Origin of the sequence: Exiguobacterium sp. s5, from assembly GCF_018618075.1 — a bacterium.
Lineage (GTDB): Bacteria > Bacillota > Bacilli > Exiguobacteriales > Exiguobacteriaceae > Exiguobacterium > Exiguobacterium mexicanum_A.
Map to the genome: position 1 here is coordinate 281,818 of NZ_JACSLK010000003.1, position 16,343 is coordinate 298,160.

A 16,343-nucleotide genomic window follows, 5' to 3' on the forward strand; every position below is an offset into this window, starting at 1 on the left:
TTCGTGTCGCTCAATATTCGATTTTCATATCGTTCGGCCGAATCCGATTCATCCGGACCAACACTTGATAGACCGCATAACTGAGCACTGCCGGACCGACAATCAAAAAGCCGAAGACGACGATGAACATGTGCCAACTGAAGCCCATCGTCTCGAGCATGACAATCGGACCGACGAGTCCGCTCGTCCCCATCCCGGCACCAGCCGCGACGCTCTCGAGCTCGAACAACAGAATCGCGATTGGGGCGAGCACCGCCCCCGCTATCGTCGGCGGCAACAAGATCCAAGGATTCTTCACGATATTGCCGACTTGAAGCATCGAAGTACCAATCCCTTGGGCGATCGCACCGCCGATGCCATTGTCCCGATAACTCGTGATCGCAAAGCCAACCATCTGGGCGGCGCAGCCAACCGTCGCCGCGCCTGCCGCGATGCCGCTCAAGCCAAGCATGAGCGCGATGGCCGCACTCGAGATCGGTGCCGTGAGCGCGAGTCCCATCAGTGTCGCGACGACGACGCCCATGAATAAAGGCTGCTGTTCCGTGCCCCACTCGATCCACGTCCCGAGCTGCGTCATGAACAAGCCGACATACTTACCGATATACGTTGCAGCCAAATAACCGACGCCAATGGTCGTGAACGGTGTGACCAAAATATCAAGTTTCGTCGATTTCGAGACGAGTTTGGATACCTCGACAGCGAGCAACGTCGCCACATAACTGCCGGCTGGCCCGAACTCGTAACCGAACGCCCCGACGACGAGCGCCGAGAACAAGATGAGCGGCGGTGCTTGAAGCGCATAGGCGATTGCAATCCCGATGGCCGGACCGGTCAAGCCGATGGCCACATCACCAATCTCGATGAGCGTCGACCCGAAACCGGACAGACTCGTTTCGAGCAATTGCCCACCCGCTGTCTTCATGATCAAGCCGATGATGAGCGTACTGAATAAGCCGAGTGCCATATAACTGAGTGCCGTCACAAAATAAAGCGACGGACTGAGCGTGATCCCTTTTTTCTTAAACATGGAAATCCCTCTTTCCTGTCTTGTCAGTCGTAAAGTTTCTGTCTTCACACTTTTATCAGTATAAGCGTTTCTCGGGAAATTTCAATATAAAAAACGCCACTACACGAGTGACGTTCTCCCTACCTTTAGCGTGAAGCTCGAAGCGTCTCCATCGTCGAACGATCGAGGCGTTTGACAAGCGCCTTGAGTAGCGCTTTCGCCGCATCATAGTCGTCCGTATGCAGAATCGAGGCGTGTGTATGGATGTAACGCGCCGCGACACCGATCACGGCCGTTGGAACCCCTTCCCCGCTCATATGGATGCGGCCTGCGTCCGTTCCACCTGGCGAGACGAAGTACTGCGTTTTGATGTTTTCATCAGACGCCGTGTCGAGTAAGAAGTCACGCATCTCTGGAGACATGACCATGACCCGGTCAAGGATTCGGATGAGCGCCCCTTCCCCGAGTTGGCCGAACTCCGTCTTATTGCCAGACGCATCGTTGGCCGGTGACGCGTCGAGAACGAGCGCGACGTCCGGACGAATCATTTCGGCTGCCGTTTGCGCTCCACGGAGTCCGACTTCTTCTTGGACGGTTGCCCCGGCGAACAAGATGTTCGGATGATCGGCTTTTGTCGTCTCTTCGAGCAACTCGACCGCCAGACCAACCCCATAACGGTTATCCCATGCTTTGGCCATAATCTTTTTCGGGTGTTTGAGCGGCGTGAAGTCGCTTGTCGGCACAGCCGGAAGACCCGGACGGACACCCCATGACTCGGCTTCTTCTTTCGTATCGGCGCCGATGTCGATAAACATCTGTTTCATGTCCATCGGTTTACTCATTGCGTCCGGTCCGAGCAGGTGCGGAGGTGTTGATGCGACGACGCCCGGAATCAATCCATCGTTCGTCACGATATCAAATCGTTGCGCCATGAGCACTTGGCTCCACCATCCACCGAGCGGCTGTATGTATAGCATCCCGTTTTCTGTGATCCGGGTGACCATGAACGCGACTTCGTCCATATGTCCAGCGACCATGATGCGTGGTCCCGCCTCGTCCCCGACCCGTTTCCCAAAGATTGAGCCGATGCCATCCGTCATGACTTCATCGACATGCGGTGTGATTCGGTCACGAACAAACTGACGAACCTCTGATTCGAATCCAGGTGCGCCCGGAAGTTCTGTCAACGTCTTGAATAAGTCTCTCGTTTTTTGTTCCATTTCCATCCATCCCTTCAACCGTTCTTGTTTCATTATATACAGAACTTTTCGGCAGATGCGAATGGTTTTCGTTCCAATGGGGTACAGGTTTTGGTACGATGTACATGATAGCCATAGTTCAAGGGGAGGTAGTCATATGAAGAAAAGGTATTGGTTAGTTGGGATCGGGGTTGCCATCGCGGCCGCACTTATGACGAAAAAAGTGTTAGATGAACGAAGCTTATCGGCCGAGGACGCGCTCGAGTACACGAAACGGGCATTCTCAGCCAAAGGTCACGTTCAAGGCGCATGGATCTCGGCATCACCTGAGATTTACACGTATGACGGACGTGAGTATGACGTCTTTAAAGGCGGCATCTCGGTTCTCGAGAACGACGAAGAGAAGACGTACCAATTTACAGTCGATTCAGAGACTGGCGCTTTACTTGAATATGCATGATGTGGGTCGGCGATGACATTCGCCGACTTTTTTTGTTTAATCTGGGCGAAAGAGTGGAAAATTGAATATGGTACTTTTCAAACTCAAAAAGGAGTGATCCCACGTGAAGAAACTGATCGGTGAAGCAAACGAGCTCGTGTCACAAATGGTCGAAGGAATGGTCCATGCCCATCCTGAACTGTACGGTCGTGTGGAAGGATTCAACGTCATCTGTCGTGCTGACGGGGCCAAGTCCGGAAAAGTCGGACTCGTCTCGGGTGGAGGCAGCGGTCATGAACCGGCCCACGCTGGTTATGTAGGTGACGGGATGCTCGATGCCGCTGTATGCGGTGAAGTGTTCACGTCCCCGACCCCGGACATGGTGCTCGAAGGCATCAAAGCGGCCGATGGAGGAAACGGGGTATTACTCGTCGTCAAAAACTATGCCGGTGACGTCATGAACTTCGAGCTCGCCGCCGAACTTGCGGACGCCGAAGGAATTAAAGTCGACCACGTCGTCGTCGCAGACGATGTCGCCATCTCGAACAAGGAAGATCGTCGCGGTGTTGCCGGGACCGTGTTCGTGCATAAGATCGCCGGTGCGGCTGCAGCGAGCGGGAAATCACTCGCCGAAGTGAAAGCGCTTGCAGAGAAGGTCGCGGCAAACGTTCGCTCGATGGGTATGGCTGTCGAACCTTGTTACATGCCGGTGAGCGGCAAGCCAGGTTTTGATTTGAATGAAGAAGAGATGGAAATCGGCATCGGCATTCACGGGGAGCGCGGCGTCGAACGGAAGCCGACGACGAACGTCGATGCCATCGTGGATGACCTGCTCGACCACTTGAAAAAAGAAGTGAGTCCTGGCGAAGTTGCCGTTATGGTCAACGGTATGGGCGGTACGCCCTTGTCTGAATTGTACGTGACGTATCATTTCGTCGCGAAAAAATTAGAAGATGCCGGCTACACGTTGAAACGGAAATACGTCGGCAACTATATGACATCCCTCGAGATGCACGGGTTCTCGATCACGCTCTTGCCGCTCGACGAAGAAATGACGGGTTATCTCGATGCACCGTCGGCGGCACTCGGTTTCAAACTCTAATCCAATGAATGAGGTGTTTATGCAATGTTGACGATTGATGGGTTCAAGCAAGCATTACGACACGCCCAATCCGAGATTGAGGCGAACAAGGATACACTGACCGACCTCGACCGCGCCATCGGCGACGGAGACCACGGCATCAATATGTCGCGCGGCTTTGAAGCGGTCGTCGCCGTACTCGATGACGACTATGCCAGCCTTGGCGACTTGAGCAAGAAAGTCGGGATGACGCTCATGTCGAAAGTCGGCGGCGCAGCCGGTCCACTATACGGGTCGGCATTCGTCAAGGCTGCACCTAAGTTTGGTGACGCGACTGAGGCCGATTTTACGCTCGTTAAAGAAGCGCTTCTTGAGGCGTCGACAGCGATCAAGGCGCGCGGGAAGTCAGAAGTTGGCCAGAAGACAATGGTCGATGTGTGGGAACCGTTCTTGTCTGACTTGAGCGAGGCTGACGATTTTGATGCCAAACTCGACCGCCTCGTCGGCGAGACCGAAGATATGATCGCCACGAAAGGACGGGCATCTTATTTCGGTGAAAACTCACGCGGCACGGTCGACCCTGGCGCACTCTCGAGTTCCATCGTGTTGAAAGCGATTATGAAGGAGGTTGAGTGACATCGTAGAGCTCATCATCGTATCCCATAGCGCTAAAATCGCTGAAGGGATTCAAGACTTGATGAAAGAGATGGCCCCCGCCGTTCCGATCCATTTAGCGAGCGGGCTTGAGGACGGCAGCATCGGGACAGATGTGACCCGTATCCTCGAGGCAATCGAGGCCGTCGACAAAGAAGCGCTCATCTTATCCGATATCGGTTCGGCCACGATGAACGCAGAACTCGCTGTCGATATGTATGAAGGCGATAAAACGATTCAGTTCTATGACGGTCCAATCGTCGAGAGTGCCTTCGTCGCTTCCGTCTCATCCGGTAACGGCATGGATGTCGCTCAAATCGTCGAACAATTGAAAATGGCATAAAAAAAGAGCCTCGCGGCTCTTTTTTTAACGTGGGTTATCGTTTTTCTCATAAATCGGGTTCATGAACTCGGTCGTCGAGTAGAAACGTGGAACAACCACGAACAAGATGACTACCGGGATCGCGATTAAGAGTAGCAAGATCAACACAGGCAACCAATAGACAATTTGTTGTCCGAGCATGTCGATGTTCGCATCCGCAAATTCAGTCGCGCCTTCGACTTCTGCGAGGTCAGCTGTTGCGAGGATTTTGTTGTCCGTCGCATCATAGTAATGGAACTCGGTCTTACGTGTGATGAAGATGCCGTCACGGATCGTATCAATTTCAACGACCGCCGCGATGACTTCATTGCCATTCGAATGACGGAGCGTCTCTTCTTTTACGATTTCAGCTGTTCCTTCTTTGTAGTCGTAATGCGTGGCTTTCAGATCCTCTTCAAGGGCGTCCAAGAACGCCTCGTTTGCCGAGGTATTAAGTGGTGCGATTGTTAGAATGAAGATTAGTGCAAGCAGGCTTGCCCATGCTTTTTTCAACATCCCCATGTTCCCCCTTCTCTAATTCCAGTTTAGCGTCATTCCTATTGTACCAAGAAGAAAGAAAAAAGTGTGAAGAAAATGCTATTAAAATAAGAAAAAAGCGTGTCAAATTTTCGGACGGAAAGCTGCCTCCATCCGATAAATCGGTTGTCCCATGGCGCTGAAGCGCTCTTCGTACTCGGTGCGCACGTTATCCGCCGGTTCGTTCACATGAAGATCAAGTGAAATATCTGTGAAGTACATGCCGTATTGGCTCATGCTTTCGAGCGAATATTCGAATAACCCCCGGTTATCCGTCTTGAAATGAATCTCGCCTCCGCGTGGCAACACAGCCTCGTACGTGGCGAGGAATGTTTTATACGTCAAACGACGTTTCGCATGGCGTGTCTTCGGCCATGGATCGGAGAAGTTCAAATAGACGCGATCGACTTCACCGGCTTCGAAGTAGTCGACGAGCTGCTTGGCATCAACAGTCAACACGCGGACGTTAGGCATCGGCGTCTCGACGAGCTTTTGCACGATCGATACGGCGACGCTCTCAAATAACTCGATGGCGATGAAGTTGACGTCCGGGAACTGTTGGGCCATCCCTAAAATGAATTGCCCTTTCCCCGAACCGACCTCGATGAAGAGCGGATTGTCGTTCTTAAATTCTGCTTTCCAGTTCCCTTTTAACGTTTCGGGATGAGTGATAAAGACGTGTTCTTGAGCTTCCATATATTCTTTGGCCCAAGGTTTGTGACGTAAACGCATGTTTTTCCAACCTTTCGTTCAAGAAATGTTCAAGTTTATGCTGACTAGCCGCTTTGTGCGAGCAGTCCCCTTGCGATTATACACGAAATCATTGTTTAATGAACATGAATCATCCTTCACAAGGAGGTTATATCGATGAGCACGTTGGATCAATTTTTAATCTTTTACGCGGCCCCGCTGACGTTTTTCGGCGCCGTCATCGCCACGTTCGTTTGGGCGTATTTCATGAAACCTGATGATGTCTAATGCATATGGAAAGGGATGGCTCACACTCGTGATCCATCCCTTTTTTCATTGTGTCCGTTCATCTGCCTCATCGAGCAGTTCACGGAGCACGGTCAATCCTTCTGCCCGGGCGATGCCGTTCTGTTCCCCATACAACGTGAGAACCGTCTGGGCAATCGCATACCAGTGCATCCGGTAATGGAGCTCTGACGTGTAACGGATGCCGTAATGGCTAAACCACGTCTCCCACTCCGCCTCATCGACATAACTGTAAACGACCATCGCCAAGTCAAAAGCACGGTCGGCGATGATGGCGTCATCCCAGTCGGTCAAATACAACAGACCCGTCTCGTCCTCGATCCAGTTATTATGGTTAAGGTCCGAATGGCAGACGACAAGTTCACGTTCGTCATCAATCGGTTGATGCATAGTGAGCCAGCGGACCGCTTCATCAATCGTCACATCCGCCTCGTCTTGCTCATAGGCGGCACATTGCCGAAGCAATAGCGTCGACGTGACCGGTGTATGATTCAATTGCTGCAGCATGAATAATAGCTCTTTCGAATGATGAATCTTCCCAAGCTGTGCCGCCACATCAGACCGTTTCATATCGGTTGGCGATAGCTCACGACCTTCGATGAACTGTTGGGCACTGAGGACGTCGCCGTTGAACATCCGCTTCGTCCACAGCAATTTGGGGACGATGCCTTCGGCGGAAAGAATGGCTAAAAACGGGGACGAGTTCCGTTTGACAAAGATTTTTTGTTGGCGCGTCGTCGCTACGTACGCTTCGCCTGTAATCCCGCCTGCGGAAGCCACCGTCCACTCTTCACCGAGCGCACCGATTATATCTGAATACATATTCATCACGCTCAAATCTCATTAAGAATTACAAAGATACAATCACCATATTAACACGCGATAATCGTCATTGACAACGACTCGACTTGAATCTCACGCGGATTTCGTGCAATCGGGACGAGGCTCGCCGTTTCCCCTTGCACATAAACGTTCCAGTCTCCGTCAGCATGGAACGTCACGTCACCGAACGTTCCGTTCAAATAGACACGGACACGTTGCCACGCATCGTAGGAATGACTCGCCGTCAACTCATAGGCGATCACGCCTGGAGGCGACGGAAGGAACTTGAATTGCTCCACGACTTTCTGCCGACTATCGTAACGGAAACACGTATGACGGCGCCGCAATTTCAGCAGCGTCTTCACGAATTCGACCTCACTCTGACGCTCGTCCCGCAAATCCCAATCGAAGTGATTGATTCGGTCCGGTGCGTTGTAACTATTTTCGACCCCTTGTTTCGTCCGACCGAACTCCTGGCCTGCATGGAGGAACGGGACGCCTTGCGACGTGATGACGATGGCCGTGGCGAATCGTTGCATCCGTAATCGCACCGCCTCGTCCATATCCTCACACGATAAGAGCAATTTATCGTAGGTCGTATAATTGTCATGCGCCTCGACGTAATTGATTGTATATTGCGGGCTCGGGAATCGTCCGACGGTGACGTTTGGGATTTGAACCGCTCCCGTGATGCACTCTCGAAGCTCCCATTCCCGCCATTCGTTACCAGAGACGAAACCGCGTTCGCGGTCATTGAACGTCGACCCCTTTAACGCGTCCCGCATCATGTCATTGAAGTGCCCGATTCGAGGCATAAAGGCGGCGTTATGGGACGAGGCTTTCAACGATGGGCTGAGCGGTGTCGCCAAATCCCATCCTTCCCCGTAAATCAAGATTGAACGATCAATCTTATCAAGCGAAGCCCGGACTTGATTCATCGTCTCGACATCATGGATCCCCATCAAGTCGAACCGGAAGCCGTCAACGTGATACGCCTCGGCAAAGAAAGTCACACAATCGACAATCATCCGCCGCATCATGTATCGTTCCGAGGCCGTGTCATTCCCAACCCCAGTCCCGTTCGCGACCGTCCCGTCATGTTCATAACGGAAATAGTAGTAAGGGACGAGCGCTTCGAGCGAGGATTGTTCACGGATAAAGACATGGTTCATGACGACATCGACGACGACCCGCATCCCGTGACGATGCAGTTCCTCGACCATATGAGCATATTCTAGAATTCTCGATAACGGCTCGGCTGGGTCTGAGGCGTAACTCCCCTCTAACCCGAACCAATGAATCGGGTCGTATCCCCAATTGTATGGCATCCGGGTCGCCTCATCGACGCTGCCGAAGTCATGGACAGGCAACAGTTGCAGATGGGTGACCCCGAGTTCTTTCAAATAATCGAAGCCGGCACTGTTCTCGCCTCTCGTTCTCACTCCGGTCTCGACGATGCTGCCATACAAACCTCGCATTTGACTCATCGAGGACGGATGGCTCGTGAAGTCTCGGATGTTCAGTTCATAGATGACCGCATCGGTCGCTTTCCGAAGCGGCGGCCGTTCCGTCGGCGTGACATGGGCGGCGACATGCGCCTCGACATCGATCAATACGCCAAATTCGCCATTCAGGCTGACGGCTTTCGCGTAAGGATCGACGACCTCGTTCGTTTCGACCGGCGTCTTGACGTACAGTCGATAATAGTGACCTTCATAAAACCGAGGCACGTCGGCATGCCAGACACCACGGCTCTCTTTAGACATACGAAACCGCTCGATTTCACGATGTGTCGTCGAGTCGTGGATGACGAGCCAAATCGAGAACGCGACGGGAGACCAAACGTATGCCTCGATCGAGTGTTCGGAAAAAGTGAGGCCGAGCGGTCCGTCATAGGCATAACGGCGTTCGAACTCGTCCGTATGCACGATTTCACGTGGCACGACGACAATCGTTTTATGTCCGGGGTGAAATACAGTATAGACCGCTTCAAGCGTGACCGGTCGCGCCAATCGGATATCTCGCTCAATCGTACCGGCCTCTGTCGTCCATTCATTGAGCACCACATAGTCGACCGGTCGACCGTTCTGTTCAATCTGTACTGGAACGGATTCATATTCGGCGATGACTTCCAGTCGAATCGTCTCAAACGAGAGCAAAGATGCCCGTTCAATCGTCACATGTGACGTCGTTTGCTGCTCTGGTGTGTGATGCATACGCGTTCCATCCTCTCCAACCTACTGGTCCAAAAATTGTCGAAACGGCATCTGGGCTGTCGCATCTAGTAGTTTCGCCACATCTCGAATTTGTTGGGCTTTGACGATCGGTGCCCTCGTGTTCACTTGTTTCAGCCACGACTCATAATCAGAGCGTGAAATGAACTGAGTCGACCTTGTCTCGGGCACGTGATCGAAATAGCCTTCTGGGGCCACCGTGACTTTTTGGATGACCCCGTCATAGGACGGAAGAAACTGTCGAATGATTTCTTCAGTGCGCGTCAATGCAATGAGCGGATTGACTACACGTTTATTTTCCCCTTTGAGCGGTTGATGAATCCATGTCTTCTGCTTTGAGATGTGATAGATGCTCCGATCCCCGTCAAGCCATTCGACCAAATACAGATGTGACGGTCCGATGATAAGATGGCTCAATTCGACAGTTGCCCCGTTCCATTCGACAACTGGACGATACATGAAGAAGTGTTGGTCGTTCCATTCGGTCACCATCTTGCGATAACCGTATTCACGAAGGAACGGCAAGAACGGCATGTCTGCTTCGGTCGCCCCTTCACACGCGAACTGCAACTTCTGGATGTGGCGACGGTTCGCGAGGAGCGCCTGAAACTGCGTCTCCGAGAGCGGGGTCGGTTCGAGCTCGATACGTTCCGTTCGACGCCAAAATTTCCACCACGGGTTCTCGAACTCCATGATCTCGGGTGGATTCAACCGATTGGACTCATGCAGGCGGCGCATACGGGCGACATCGGACTCGACGTATTCTTGGAAACGATTGAACTGATCGAGCATATTTCGTTCATATTTAGATGTCACGTCAAAAATTTTAATCGGGATCGCCATGTGTCCTCCTCTGACCGCTGTAACGGAAATACTTCAACTGCCTCATAGGCAGGGGTGTGGTTCGGATTGATTCGATAAAGGATGACGGCTTCAATCGACTCTTCGATCTTAAACGTCGGGGGGATGTGTGGAATGATCGTTCCGGTGTCCCACTTTTTGGCGAGCGTGACGTGCGGGACGAACGGTTTCCGGTCGAGTGACGCGATCTCTTCAGACAGCTTGCGCCGGAGCGTCCCGGTGAGCGCCGTCAATTCCGCAGACGAATCCGGGACGATCGTCAATACTCGAGGACGATCTGGTCTCCCGAAGTGATCAATTTGTTGGAACATCAGTGAAAACGGAGCCGTCACTTCCGTCACGTCACGCGTGATCTCTTTGACCGCCTCGACTTCATCATCGTCCAATGCGCCAAGAAACTGAAGCGTCAAATGGAATTCTTCCGGCCGATACGTCCGGCGATACGAATAAAACGGCAAGATGGCCCGTTGAACGCGTTCGAACTCCGCCTCCTCCATCGGTAGCGCTATAAAGTAATGTGTCGACATCGGAATCATCCTTTCTCACGAAACCGTCTCAACCCTAAGAATAAAATCGCGCCAATCACACTGACGACTGTGTACATCCAAAATACACCGATAATGCTGTTCACTTCAATGATGATTCCGCTCAACTGATTGAACGCGGCCGTCGCCAAACCTGAAGTAACTGCCATATAGACGCCAATCGCCGTCGAGGTGACGTTTCGGCTGACAAGGCTTCGCACAAACTGAAGCGCGACCGGAATGAGCAGGCCGACGACGAGCCCTTGGACGATGGCGAGCAGCCAGACGACCCACAGTTCTGGTTCGAGTGCGAGCCAACCGTTGCGGAGCGCTGAAACTAACGCCGCTCCCGCAAGTACGTTGACCGTCCCAAGACGTTCGACGATTTGATACGCCACTTTCATGAACGGGATCTCACAAAGCACGGCCACTAAAAACAACGTCCCGACGAGCGTCGTCGAGCCGCCGATACTCGTCACGTATATCCCGAAGTAATAGTTGTTCGCATAGATTGGACCGAAGACGAGCATGCCCCCAATCAAAAAGGCGATGAACGGGGCGTTCCAGACGGCCGACCAAGCGAACGGGGCGACCGTCGTCGCGCGCGTTGCAACCGGTTCGGCAATCGTCCTTAACACGATGCTGCCGGCCACGAGTACGATGGCGCTGAGCAAAAATGTGCTCGCAAGACCCCACGTCGTATCCGCGATTCGTCCCATCATGAAAACGGCGATGGCGAAACCGGCCGATCCGAATAGACGGATGGCTCCATAATCAATTTTGACACGGGCCGTATAATCGAGCGTCATCATATCGATAAGCGGGATGTGCGCGCATTGGAACACCGACCAGGCGACCATCAAGAGCACGATCCAAACGTAATCGGTCGCGAACAAGAACGTGATGGAAAGGGCGGCCGCCCCGATCATGGCGATACCGAGCCACGCCCGGACACGGCCCGTCCGATCGGCAAGCATGCCCCATAACGGCTGGACACCAATCGAGAGGATCGGCATGATGGCGACAATCGTCCCGACCTGACCCGGAGACAAATCAAAGCGTGCCTGCGAGAAGAAAAGTGCCATGTAAGGAATGAGGGCCCCTTGCGCGAAAAAGATAGCGACATACATTGATTGAAACGATAGTTTTTGTTGGTTCACTGTAAACTTCCTTCCTAACAGACAGAGAGCCGACCGAATCAGTCAGCTCTCACGGATTATTATTTAGCGAGCTCATAAATCGCTTCCGCATAGATGGCGGCGGCGCGAAGTAAATCTTCAATTTCCATGTATTCATCGACTTGGTGTGCGACATCTTTCGCTCCTGGGAACAATGCGCCGAAGGCCACACCAGCTTCGAGCGAACGGGCATACGTTCCTCCGCCGATGGCCATCAAGTGTGCCGATTCGCCGGTTTGACGCTCATACACATCCGCCAACGTTTTCACGAGCGGATGGTCTTCGGCCACGTGGTGCGGCGGCATGTGGTGACGCGTCGACAGTTCGAACCCGAACGACAAGGCGATCTCTTTCAAGTTTTGCAACCGTTCTTCAAACTTCGCGGTATACGGATAACGGATATTGACCGTCGCCGTCCGCTCTTCGCCCTGATAGCGGAACACGCCACCGTTAATCGTCAAGTCACCGGTCTCGTCGGTCGCTTCGATGCCGAGCGAAATCCCGCGTGAGTCAGCAAAGACGTGGCGGATGAACTCGATGTAGCGCTCCCCTTGAATATCGAGTGGAAGCGTCAGTAGGAACCCGGCAAGTACGTAGGCCGCGTTCACACCATTATCCGGCTCCATCGCATGGGCGGCGACACCTTTCATCGTGAACGTATACGTCCCCGCTTCCCACGTGCACGTCCCGTCGGCCTCATATTTCGCAAGGTAGGCCTCAAATTTTTCTTCGAGCACATCTTCTGTCTCGAGTACCGCGGTCGCGAAATCTGGGACCATGTTCGGACGTTCTCCGCTCACGAACGAGACCAAGTGATGTTTCGAGCCGGGTACGCGCTGAATTGGGAGTTGCTTCAAGACACCGTCATACAAACCTTTTTCCGCGTTAATAATCGGGAAATCAGCATCCGGTGCGAAACCGTATGTCGGCATCGCTTCCTGCTTAAAATATTCACGGACACAGCGCCATTCGCTCTCCTCGTCACAACCGGCGATGAGGCGGACACGTTTCGATAGCGGCAACCCGAGCTCTTTCACGATGCGCAACCCGTAATAAGCAGCCATCGTCGGACCCTTATCGTCATTGCTGCCGCGGGCGTACAGTTTCCCGTCCGCGACCGTCGGATTGAACGCCCCATACGTCCATCCGTCTCCGGCCGGCACCACGTCTAAGTGGCAGAGGATCCCAACGATTTCTTCGCCTGACCCGTACTCCAAATGTCCAGCGTAACCGCCGACATCTTTCGTCACGAATCCGTCACGCTCTCCTAACGCAAACATATAATCGAGGGCACGGCGGACTTCAGGACCAAACGGCTCGTTCGGTCCGGCCTTGTCTTCATCGAGGACGCTCGGGATTTGTAACAACCCTTTTAAATCTTCTAAAAACGCGTCTGTTCGTGCGTCGACTTCTTGTCTCCAATTCATCTCAATCTCCCCTTTGCGAATGTTCTCTCCCTTATTAGTATATCCAAATGTTAGAAAGACGAACATTCATTTCGAAAATATTTTTTTGTTCGTCTTTTAGAAGTTTTATTATCCATTTACACGATGTTCATTCGATATTTACGTTCATAACATGTTCTTTACATTTCGATTGTTCGTTCTTTTCACTTGCAATTCTATTTGAGAGCGGTATACTAAAGGTGTAATTTTAGAAAATAACAATTTCATATTTCATTTGTCGTCCGTAGGTTTTGTCTTTCATCATTCTACGCATTGGGAGGTCATCCAATGAAAGGTTCAACAGATCGTATGCTAACCCGCATCAAGTCCATTTATTTGTTCATTAACGAAAGGGAATGCGTCACCACTTCAGAACTAGTAGAGGAGTTTGGGATCACGTCACGCACCGTACAACGTGATTTGAACGTTCTTGAATACAACAATCTGGTTGAAAGTCCGAGTCGGGGCACGTGGACGTCATCAAAACGTTCACTCAAGACGGCAAATTGAATAACAAGTTACAAGGGATTCCGCACGCGGGTCCCTTTTTTTGCACAAAAAAGTACGTGCCGATTGACACGTACTTCCGAATCATATGAGGAACAAGTCGACTTCCGTTTCTGTCAACTCACGGTATGCACCAGGTTCAAGCGTCGGATCGAGTTCGAGGCCACCGATTTGGACGCGCTCGAGCCGCTCCACATGTTTTCCGACCGCGGCGACCATCCGTTTCACTTGATGATACTTCCCTTCCGAGAGCGTCAAGCGAATCGTCGAGCGGCGCCCGGACTTGCTGAGCAGTTCAAGTCGTGCCGGTTTCGTCGTGTAGCCGTCCTCGAGTTCGACGCCTTCGGCGAAGCGACGGACATCATCTGCCGTCATCTCCCCATCGACTTCGGCGATATATACTTTGTCGACGTGTTTACGAGGCGACATGAGCGCGTGATTGAACGCCCCATCGTTCGTCAATAGCAACAGGCCGGTCGTATCTTTGTCGAGGCGTCCGACCGGGAACAAATCGTAATGGGCATAGGCCGGGTCGATTAAATCGACGACCGTCGACTCGACTTTGTCCTCGGTCGCACTGATGACACCAGACGGCTTGTTCATCATCAAATAGACGAACGGTTTGTACTCGACGACTTCCCCGTGCACGGTGACACGTTCCGCCTCTAAGTTGATTTGTCGTTTCGCATCTTTGACGGGCTGGTCATCGATCCGGACGGCCCCTTGTTTCAATAAAATCTTGACGTCTTTACGCGAACCATATCCCATGTTCGCCAATAATTTATCAATTCGCATTATGCTTTCCTCCGATATTGGAATCGTTTCCCTAGTAGTTTTCCGGCCAAGTGACTTCTCCAACCGAGATAGCCGTATACGACGAGGCCGATTCCGAAACCGACGATCGTAGCCAATATATCGTTCCCCCAGCTCGGCTCATCTTGGAGCGTGACGAACAACGAGCCGTATACCGCGATAAACATCGCCCCACCCATGGCAAACATGAGCATCGTCCGACGCAACAATTGCTTATACGGGAACTGGAGCGTCCGTTGAATTTTCCACACCATGAGGATGATCGCGACAATATAGCCGGCGATCGTCGCGTAACCGGCGCCGATGCCGCCGAGCGCATAGACGAACGGTACGTTGAGTGCAGCTTTCGTCAATAGTCCCATCGCCGTCGCGAAGATCGTGAAGTACTGACGATTGATCCCTTGCAGGATGGCCGCTGCCACCGAGTAATAGGCCAGGAAGAACGCACTCGGCGCATAGTGGAGCAAGTAGACCCACCCTTCCCGGTCACCCGGGAACAGTGTCCCGAACAACGGCTCGGAGAGGGCGACCAACCCGATGACGGCCGGGATGGTGACAAAGAACGACACTTGGAAGATGTGGTTCACTTGATTACGGACTTTATTCATGTCGCCGTGCGTGAACGATTTCGTGACGAGCGGAATCGTCGCCATCGACACACTTGCCGCGATCGATACCGGAATCAAGACGATCTTATGGGCGTTCCCGGTCAAGAATCCAAACGCGGACGTCGCTTCAGCGACTGACTTGCCCGAGTTGAGCAACGTGTTGACCATCGTCAACTGGTCGACGAACTGATAGAGCGGCGTCGACAAGCCGACCATGACGATCGGGATCGAGTAACTGAGCAACTCGAGCAAGAGCGATTTCATCGAACGGACCGGCGTACCGGCCGGATTATCCGTCTGACGATGGATGTCTTTCCGTTTGCGCCAATACATGGCGAGCACGACGATACTTCCGATTGCCCCGATAAAGGCGCTGAACGTCGCGATCGTCACGGCGAGTACTTTCAACCCGTTCAACTCGGTCGTCGCCACGGCAGCGGTCCCACCGAGCGAGTCGGCGAGCGGACGAATGAGTGCCGAGTCCGAGAAGACGAACAAGACGAGCATCGTTCCGCTAAGCAGGAACATGATGCGGACGATCTGTTCGATGACTTGCGAGATGGCCGTCGGGGCCATGTCCTGATGTCCTTGGAAATAGCCGCGCACCATGCTCATCGCTGGGATGAGCAGGAGTGCGAAACTGACGCTACGCGTGACGAGCGTCAACGAGTCGATATATTGCTGATTGTTCTCCGAGTTGCGGACCATGAGTTCTGATAACCACGGTGCTGAGAAAAACAGTAATAAAAAAGCGACGACTCCGGTCACGAGCATCAGCTTCATCCCTTGACGGAACAAGCGCTGACTCGTGCCATATTCACCGAGCGCGTTATACTTGGCGATAAATTTTGAGACGGCGACAGGAATCCCCGCCGTCGAAATGGCGATCATGAGCGCATAATAGGTGTAGGCCGCCTGATAGAGCGTGACGCCGGCAATCCCGACCATCGCTTGGAAGGGAAACGTATAGAGCAGTCCGAGCGCACGCGAGATCAAATTTCCGGCTGATAAGAGCAGCGTGCCTTTGACGAAGGACTCCCGTCCTGAATCTTGTTTGACGCTTGATGACATGAGATAC

The 16,343-nt window shown here is 52.7% G+C and carries 18 protein-coding genes; 6 read left to right on the forward strand and 12 right to left on the reverse strand.

Translation table 11 applies throughout. The features are described 5' to 3' along the window. Nucleotides 1-10: 10 nt before the first annotated feature. Both KNP60_RS08745 and KNP60_RS08750 read right to left on the reverse strand, forming a co-directional pair. A complete protein-coding gene (locus tag KNP60_RS08745; protein WP_214797296.1) occupies nucleotides 11-1,027 on the reverse strand; it encodes a PTS sugar transporter subunit IIC in 1,017 nt (338 codons plus the stop codon). A 125-nt stretch (nucleotides 1,028-1,152) separates the two neighbouring features. Then, nucleotides 1,153-2,226 (reverse strand): M42 family metallopeptidase, encoded by a 1,074-nt coding sequence (locus KNP60_RS08750; protein ID WP_214797297.1) that lies wholly within the window; start codon nucleotides 2,224-2,226, stop codon nucleotides 1,153-1,155. 136 nt (nucleotides 2,227-2,362) lie between these two features. Here KNP60_RS08750 and KNP60_RS08755 point away from each other — a divergent pair, with 136 nt between their 5' ends. The 4 genes from KNP60_RS08755 to dhaM all read left to right on the forward strand — a co-directional run bounded on the left by KNP60_RS08755 (nucleotide 2,363) and on the right by dhaM (nucleotide 4,722). Then, entirely contained in the window at nucleotides 2,363-2,665 is a 303-nt protein-coding gene (locus KNP60_RS08755) for a PepSY domain-containing protein (protein WP_021065576.1), read from the forward strand. Nucleotides 2,666-2,768: 103 nt separating this feature from the next. Beyond that, nucleotides 2,769-3,746 (forward strand): dihydroxyacetone kinase subunit DhaK, encoded by a 978-nt coding sequence (gene dhaK / locus KNP60_RS08760; protein WP_214797298.1) that lies wholly within the window; start codon nucleotides 2,769-2,771, stop codon nucleotides 3,744-3,746. A gap of 24 nt (nucleotides 3,747-3,770) precedes the next feature. After that, nucleotides 3,771-4,361, forward strand: a complete 591-nt coding sequence (gene dhaL / locus KNP60_RS08765) for a dihydroxyacetone kinase subunit DhaL (RefSeq protein WP_138859163.1) — start codon at nucleotides 3,771-3,773, stop codon at nucleotides 4,359-4,361. Further along, nucleotides 4,354-4,722, forward strand: coding sequence for a dihydroxyacetone kinase phosphoryl donor subunit DhaM (gene dhaM, locus KNP60_RS08770; protein ID WP_256440833.1), 369 nt, complete (start codon nucleotides 4,354-4,356; stop codon nucleotides 4,720-4,722). The genes dhaL and dhaM overlap by 8 nt, the downstream gene beginning before the upstream one ends. 24 nt (nucleotides 4,723-4,746) lie before the next feature. Here dhaM and KNP60_RS08775 read toward each other — a convergent pair whose 3' ends face one another. Next, entirely contained in the window at nucleotides 4,747-5,256 is a 510-nt protein-coding gene (locus tag KNP60_RS08775) for a hypothetical protein (RefSeq protein WP_235420207.1), read from the reverse strand. A gap of 105 nt (nucleotides 5,257-5,361) precedes the next feature. After that, on the reverse strand, nucleotides 5,362-6,009 hold the full coding sequence (gene trmB, locus KNP60_RS08780; RefSeq protein WP_034778289.1) for a tRNA (guanosine(46)-N7)-methyltransferase TrmB: 648 nt from the start codon (nucleotides 6,007-6,009) through the stop codon (nucleotides 5,362-5,364). A gap of 135 nt (nucleotides 6,010-6,144) precedes the next feature. On the opposite strand from trmB, the gene cydS reads away from it, so the two are divergent. Then, nucleotides 6,145-6,255 (forward strand): cytochrome bd oxidase small subunit CydS family protein, encoded by a 111-nt coding sequence (cydS, locus tag KNP60_RS15675; protein ID WP_021065570.1) that lies wholly within the window; start codon nucleotides 6,145-6,147, stop codon nucleotides 6,253-6,255. A gap of 45 nt (nucleotides 6,256-6,300) precedes the next feature. Here cydS and KNP60_RS08785 read toward each other — a convergent pair whose 3' ends face one another. The 6 genes from KNP60_RS08785 to pepV are packed head-to-tail and all read right to left on the reverse strand — an operon-like array spanning nucleotide 6,301 to nucleotide 13,319. Beyond that, nucleotides 6,301-7,095, reverse strand: coding sequence for a phosphotransferase family protein (locus KNP60_RS08785; protein WP_034779996.1), 795 nt, complete (start codon nucleotides 7,093-7,095; stop codon nucleotides 6,301-6,303). Nucleotides 7,096-7,145: 50 nt separating this feature from the next. After that, the gene (pulA, locus tag KNP60_RS08790; protein ID WP_214797299.1) at nucleotides 7,146-9,311 is read right to left on the reverse strand and encodes a type I pullulanase; all 2,166 of its coding nucleotides are present in this window, start codon (nucleotides 9,309-9,311) and stop codon (nucleotides 7,146-7,148) included. A gap of 21 nt (nucleotides 9,312-9,332) precedes the next feature. Continuing rightward, complete coding sequence (locus tag KNP60_RS08795) at nucleotides 9,333-10,172, reverse strand: NERD domain-containing protein (RefSeq protein WP_034778292.1); 840 nt, start codon at nucleotides 10,170-10,172, stop codon at nucleotides 9,333-9,335. Next, nucleotides 10,142-10,717: an RNA 2',3'-cyclic phosphodiesterase gene (gene thpR / locus KNP60_RS08800; protein WP_034778294.1), complete on the reverse strand. Its 576-nt coding sequence runs from the start codon at nucleotides 10,715-10,717 to the stop codon at nucleotides 10,142-10,144. The genes KNP60_RS08795 and thpR overlap by 31 nt, the downstream gene beginning before the upstream one ends. Nucleotides 10,718-10,722: 5 nt before the next feature. Then, nucleotides 10,723-11,874: an MFS transporter gene (locus tag KNP60_RS08805; RefSeq protein WP_084592834.1), complete on the reverse strand. Its 1,152-nt coding sequence runs from the start codon at nucleotides 11,872-11,874 to the stop codon at nucleotides 10,723-10,725. Between the two features lie 59 nt (nucleotides 11,875-11,933). Further along, the gene (gene pepV, locus KNP60_RS08810) at nucleotides 11,934-13,319 is read right to left on the reverse strand and encodes a dipeptidase PepV (protein ID WP_034778296.1); all 1,386 of its coding nucleotides are present in this window, start codon (nucleotides 13,317-13,319) and stop codon (nucleotides 11,934-11,936) included. A 306-nt stretch (nucleotides 13,320-13,625) separates the two neighbouring features. Between pepV and KNP60_RS08815 the strand changes: the two genes are divergently transcribed. After that, a complete protein-coding gene (locus KNP60_RS08815) occupies nucleotides 13,626-13,847 on the forward strand; it encodes a DeoR family transcriptional regulator (protein ID WP_081637897.1) in 222 nt (73 codons plus the stop codon). 81 nt (nucleotides 13,848-13,928) lie between these two features. On the opposite strand, the gene KNP60_RS08820 is transcribed toward KNP60_RS08815, so the two are convergent. Together KNP60_RS08820 and KNP60_RS08825 are read right to left on the reverse strand one after the other, a co-directional pair. Beyond that, complete coding sequence (locus tag KNP60_RS08820) at nucleotides 13,929-14,639, reverse strand: pseudouridine synthase (protein ID WP_214797300.1); 711 nt, start codon at nucleotides 14,637-14,639, stop codon at nucleotides 13,929-13,931. Beyond that, a complete protein-coding gene (locus KNP60_RS08825; RefSeq protein ID WP_034778300.1) occupies nucleotides 14,639-16,336 on the reverse strand; it encodes a putative polysaccharide biosynthesis protein in 1,698 nt (565 codons plus the stop codon). Before KNP60_RS08825 ends, KNP60_RS08820 begins: the two co-directional genes overlap by 1 nt. Nucleotides 16,337-16,343 lie beyond the last annotated feature (7 nt).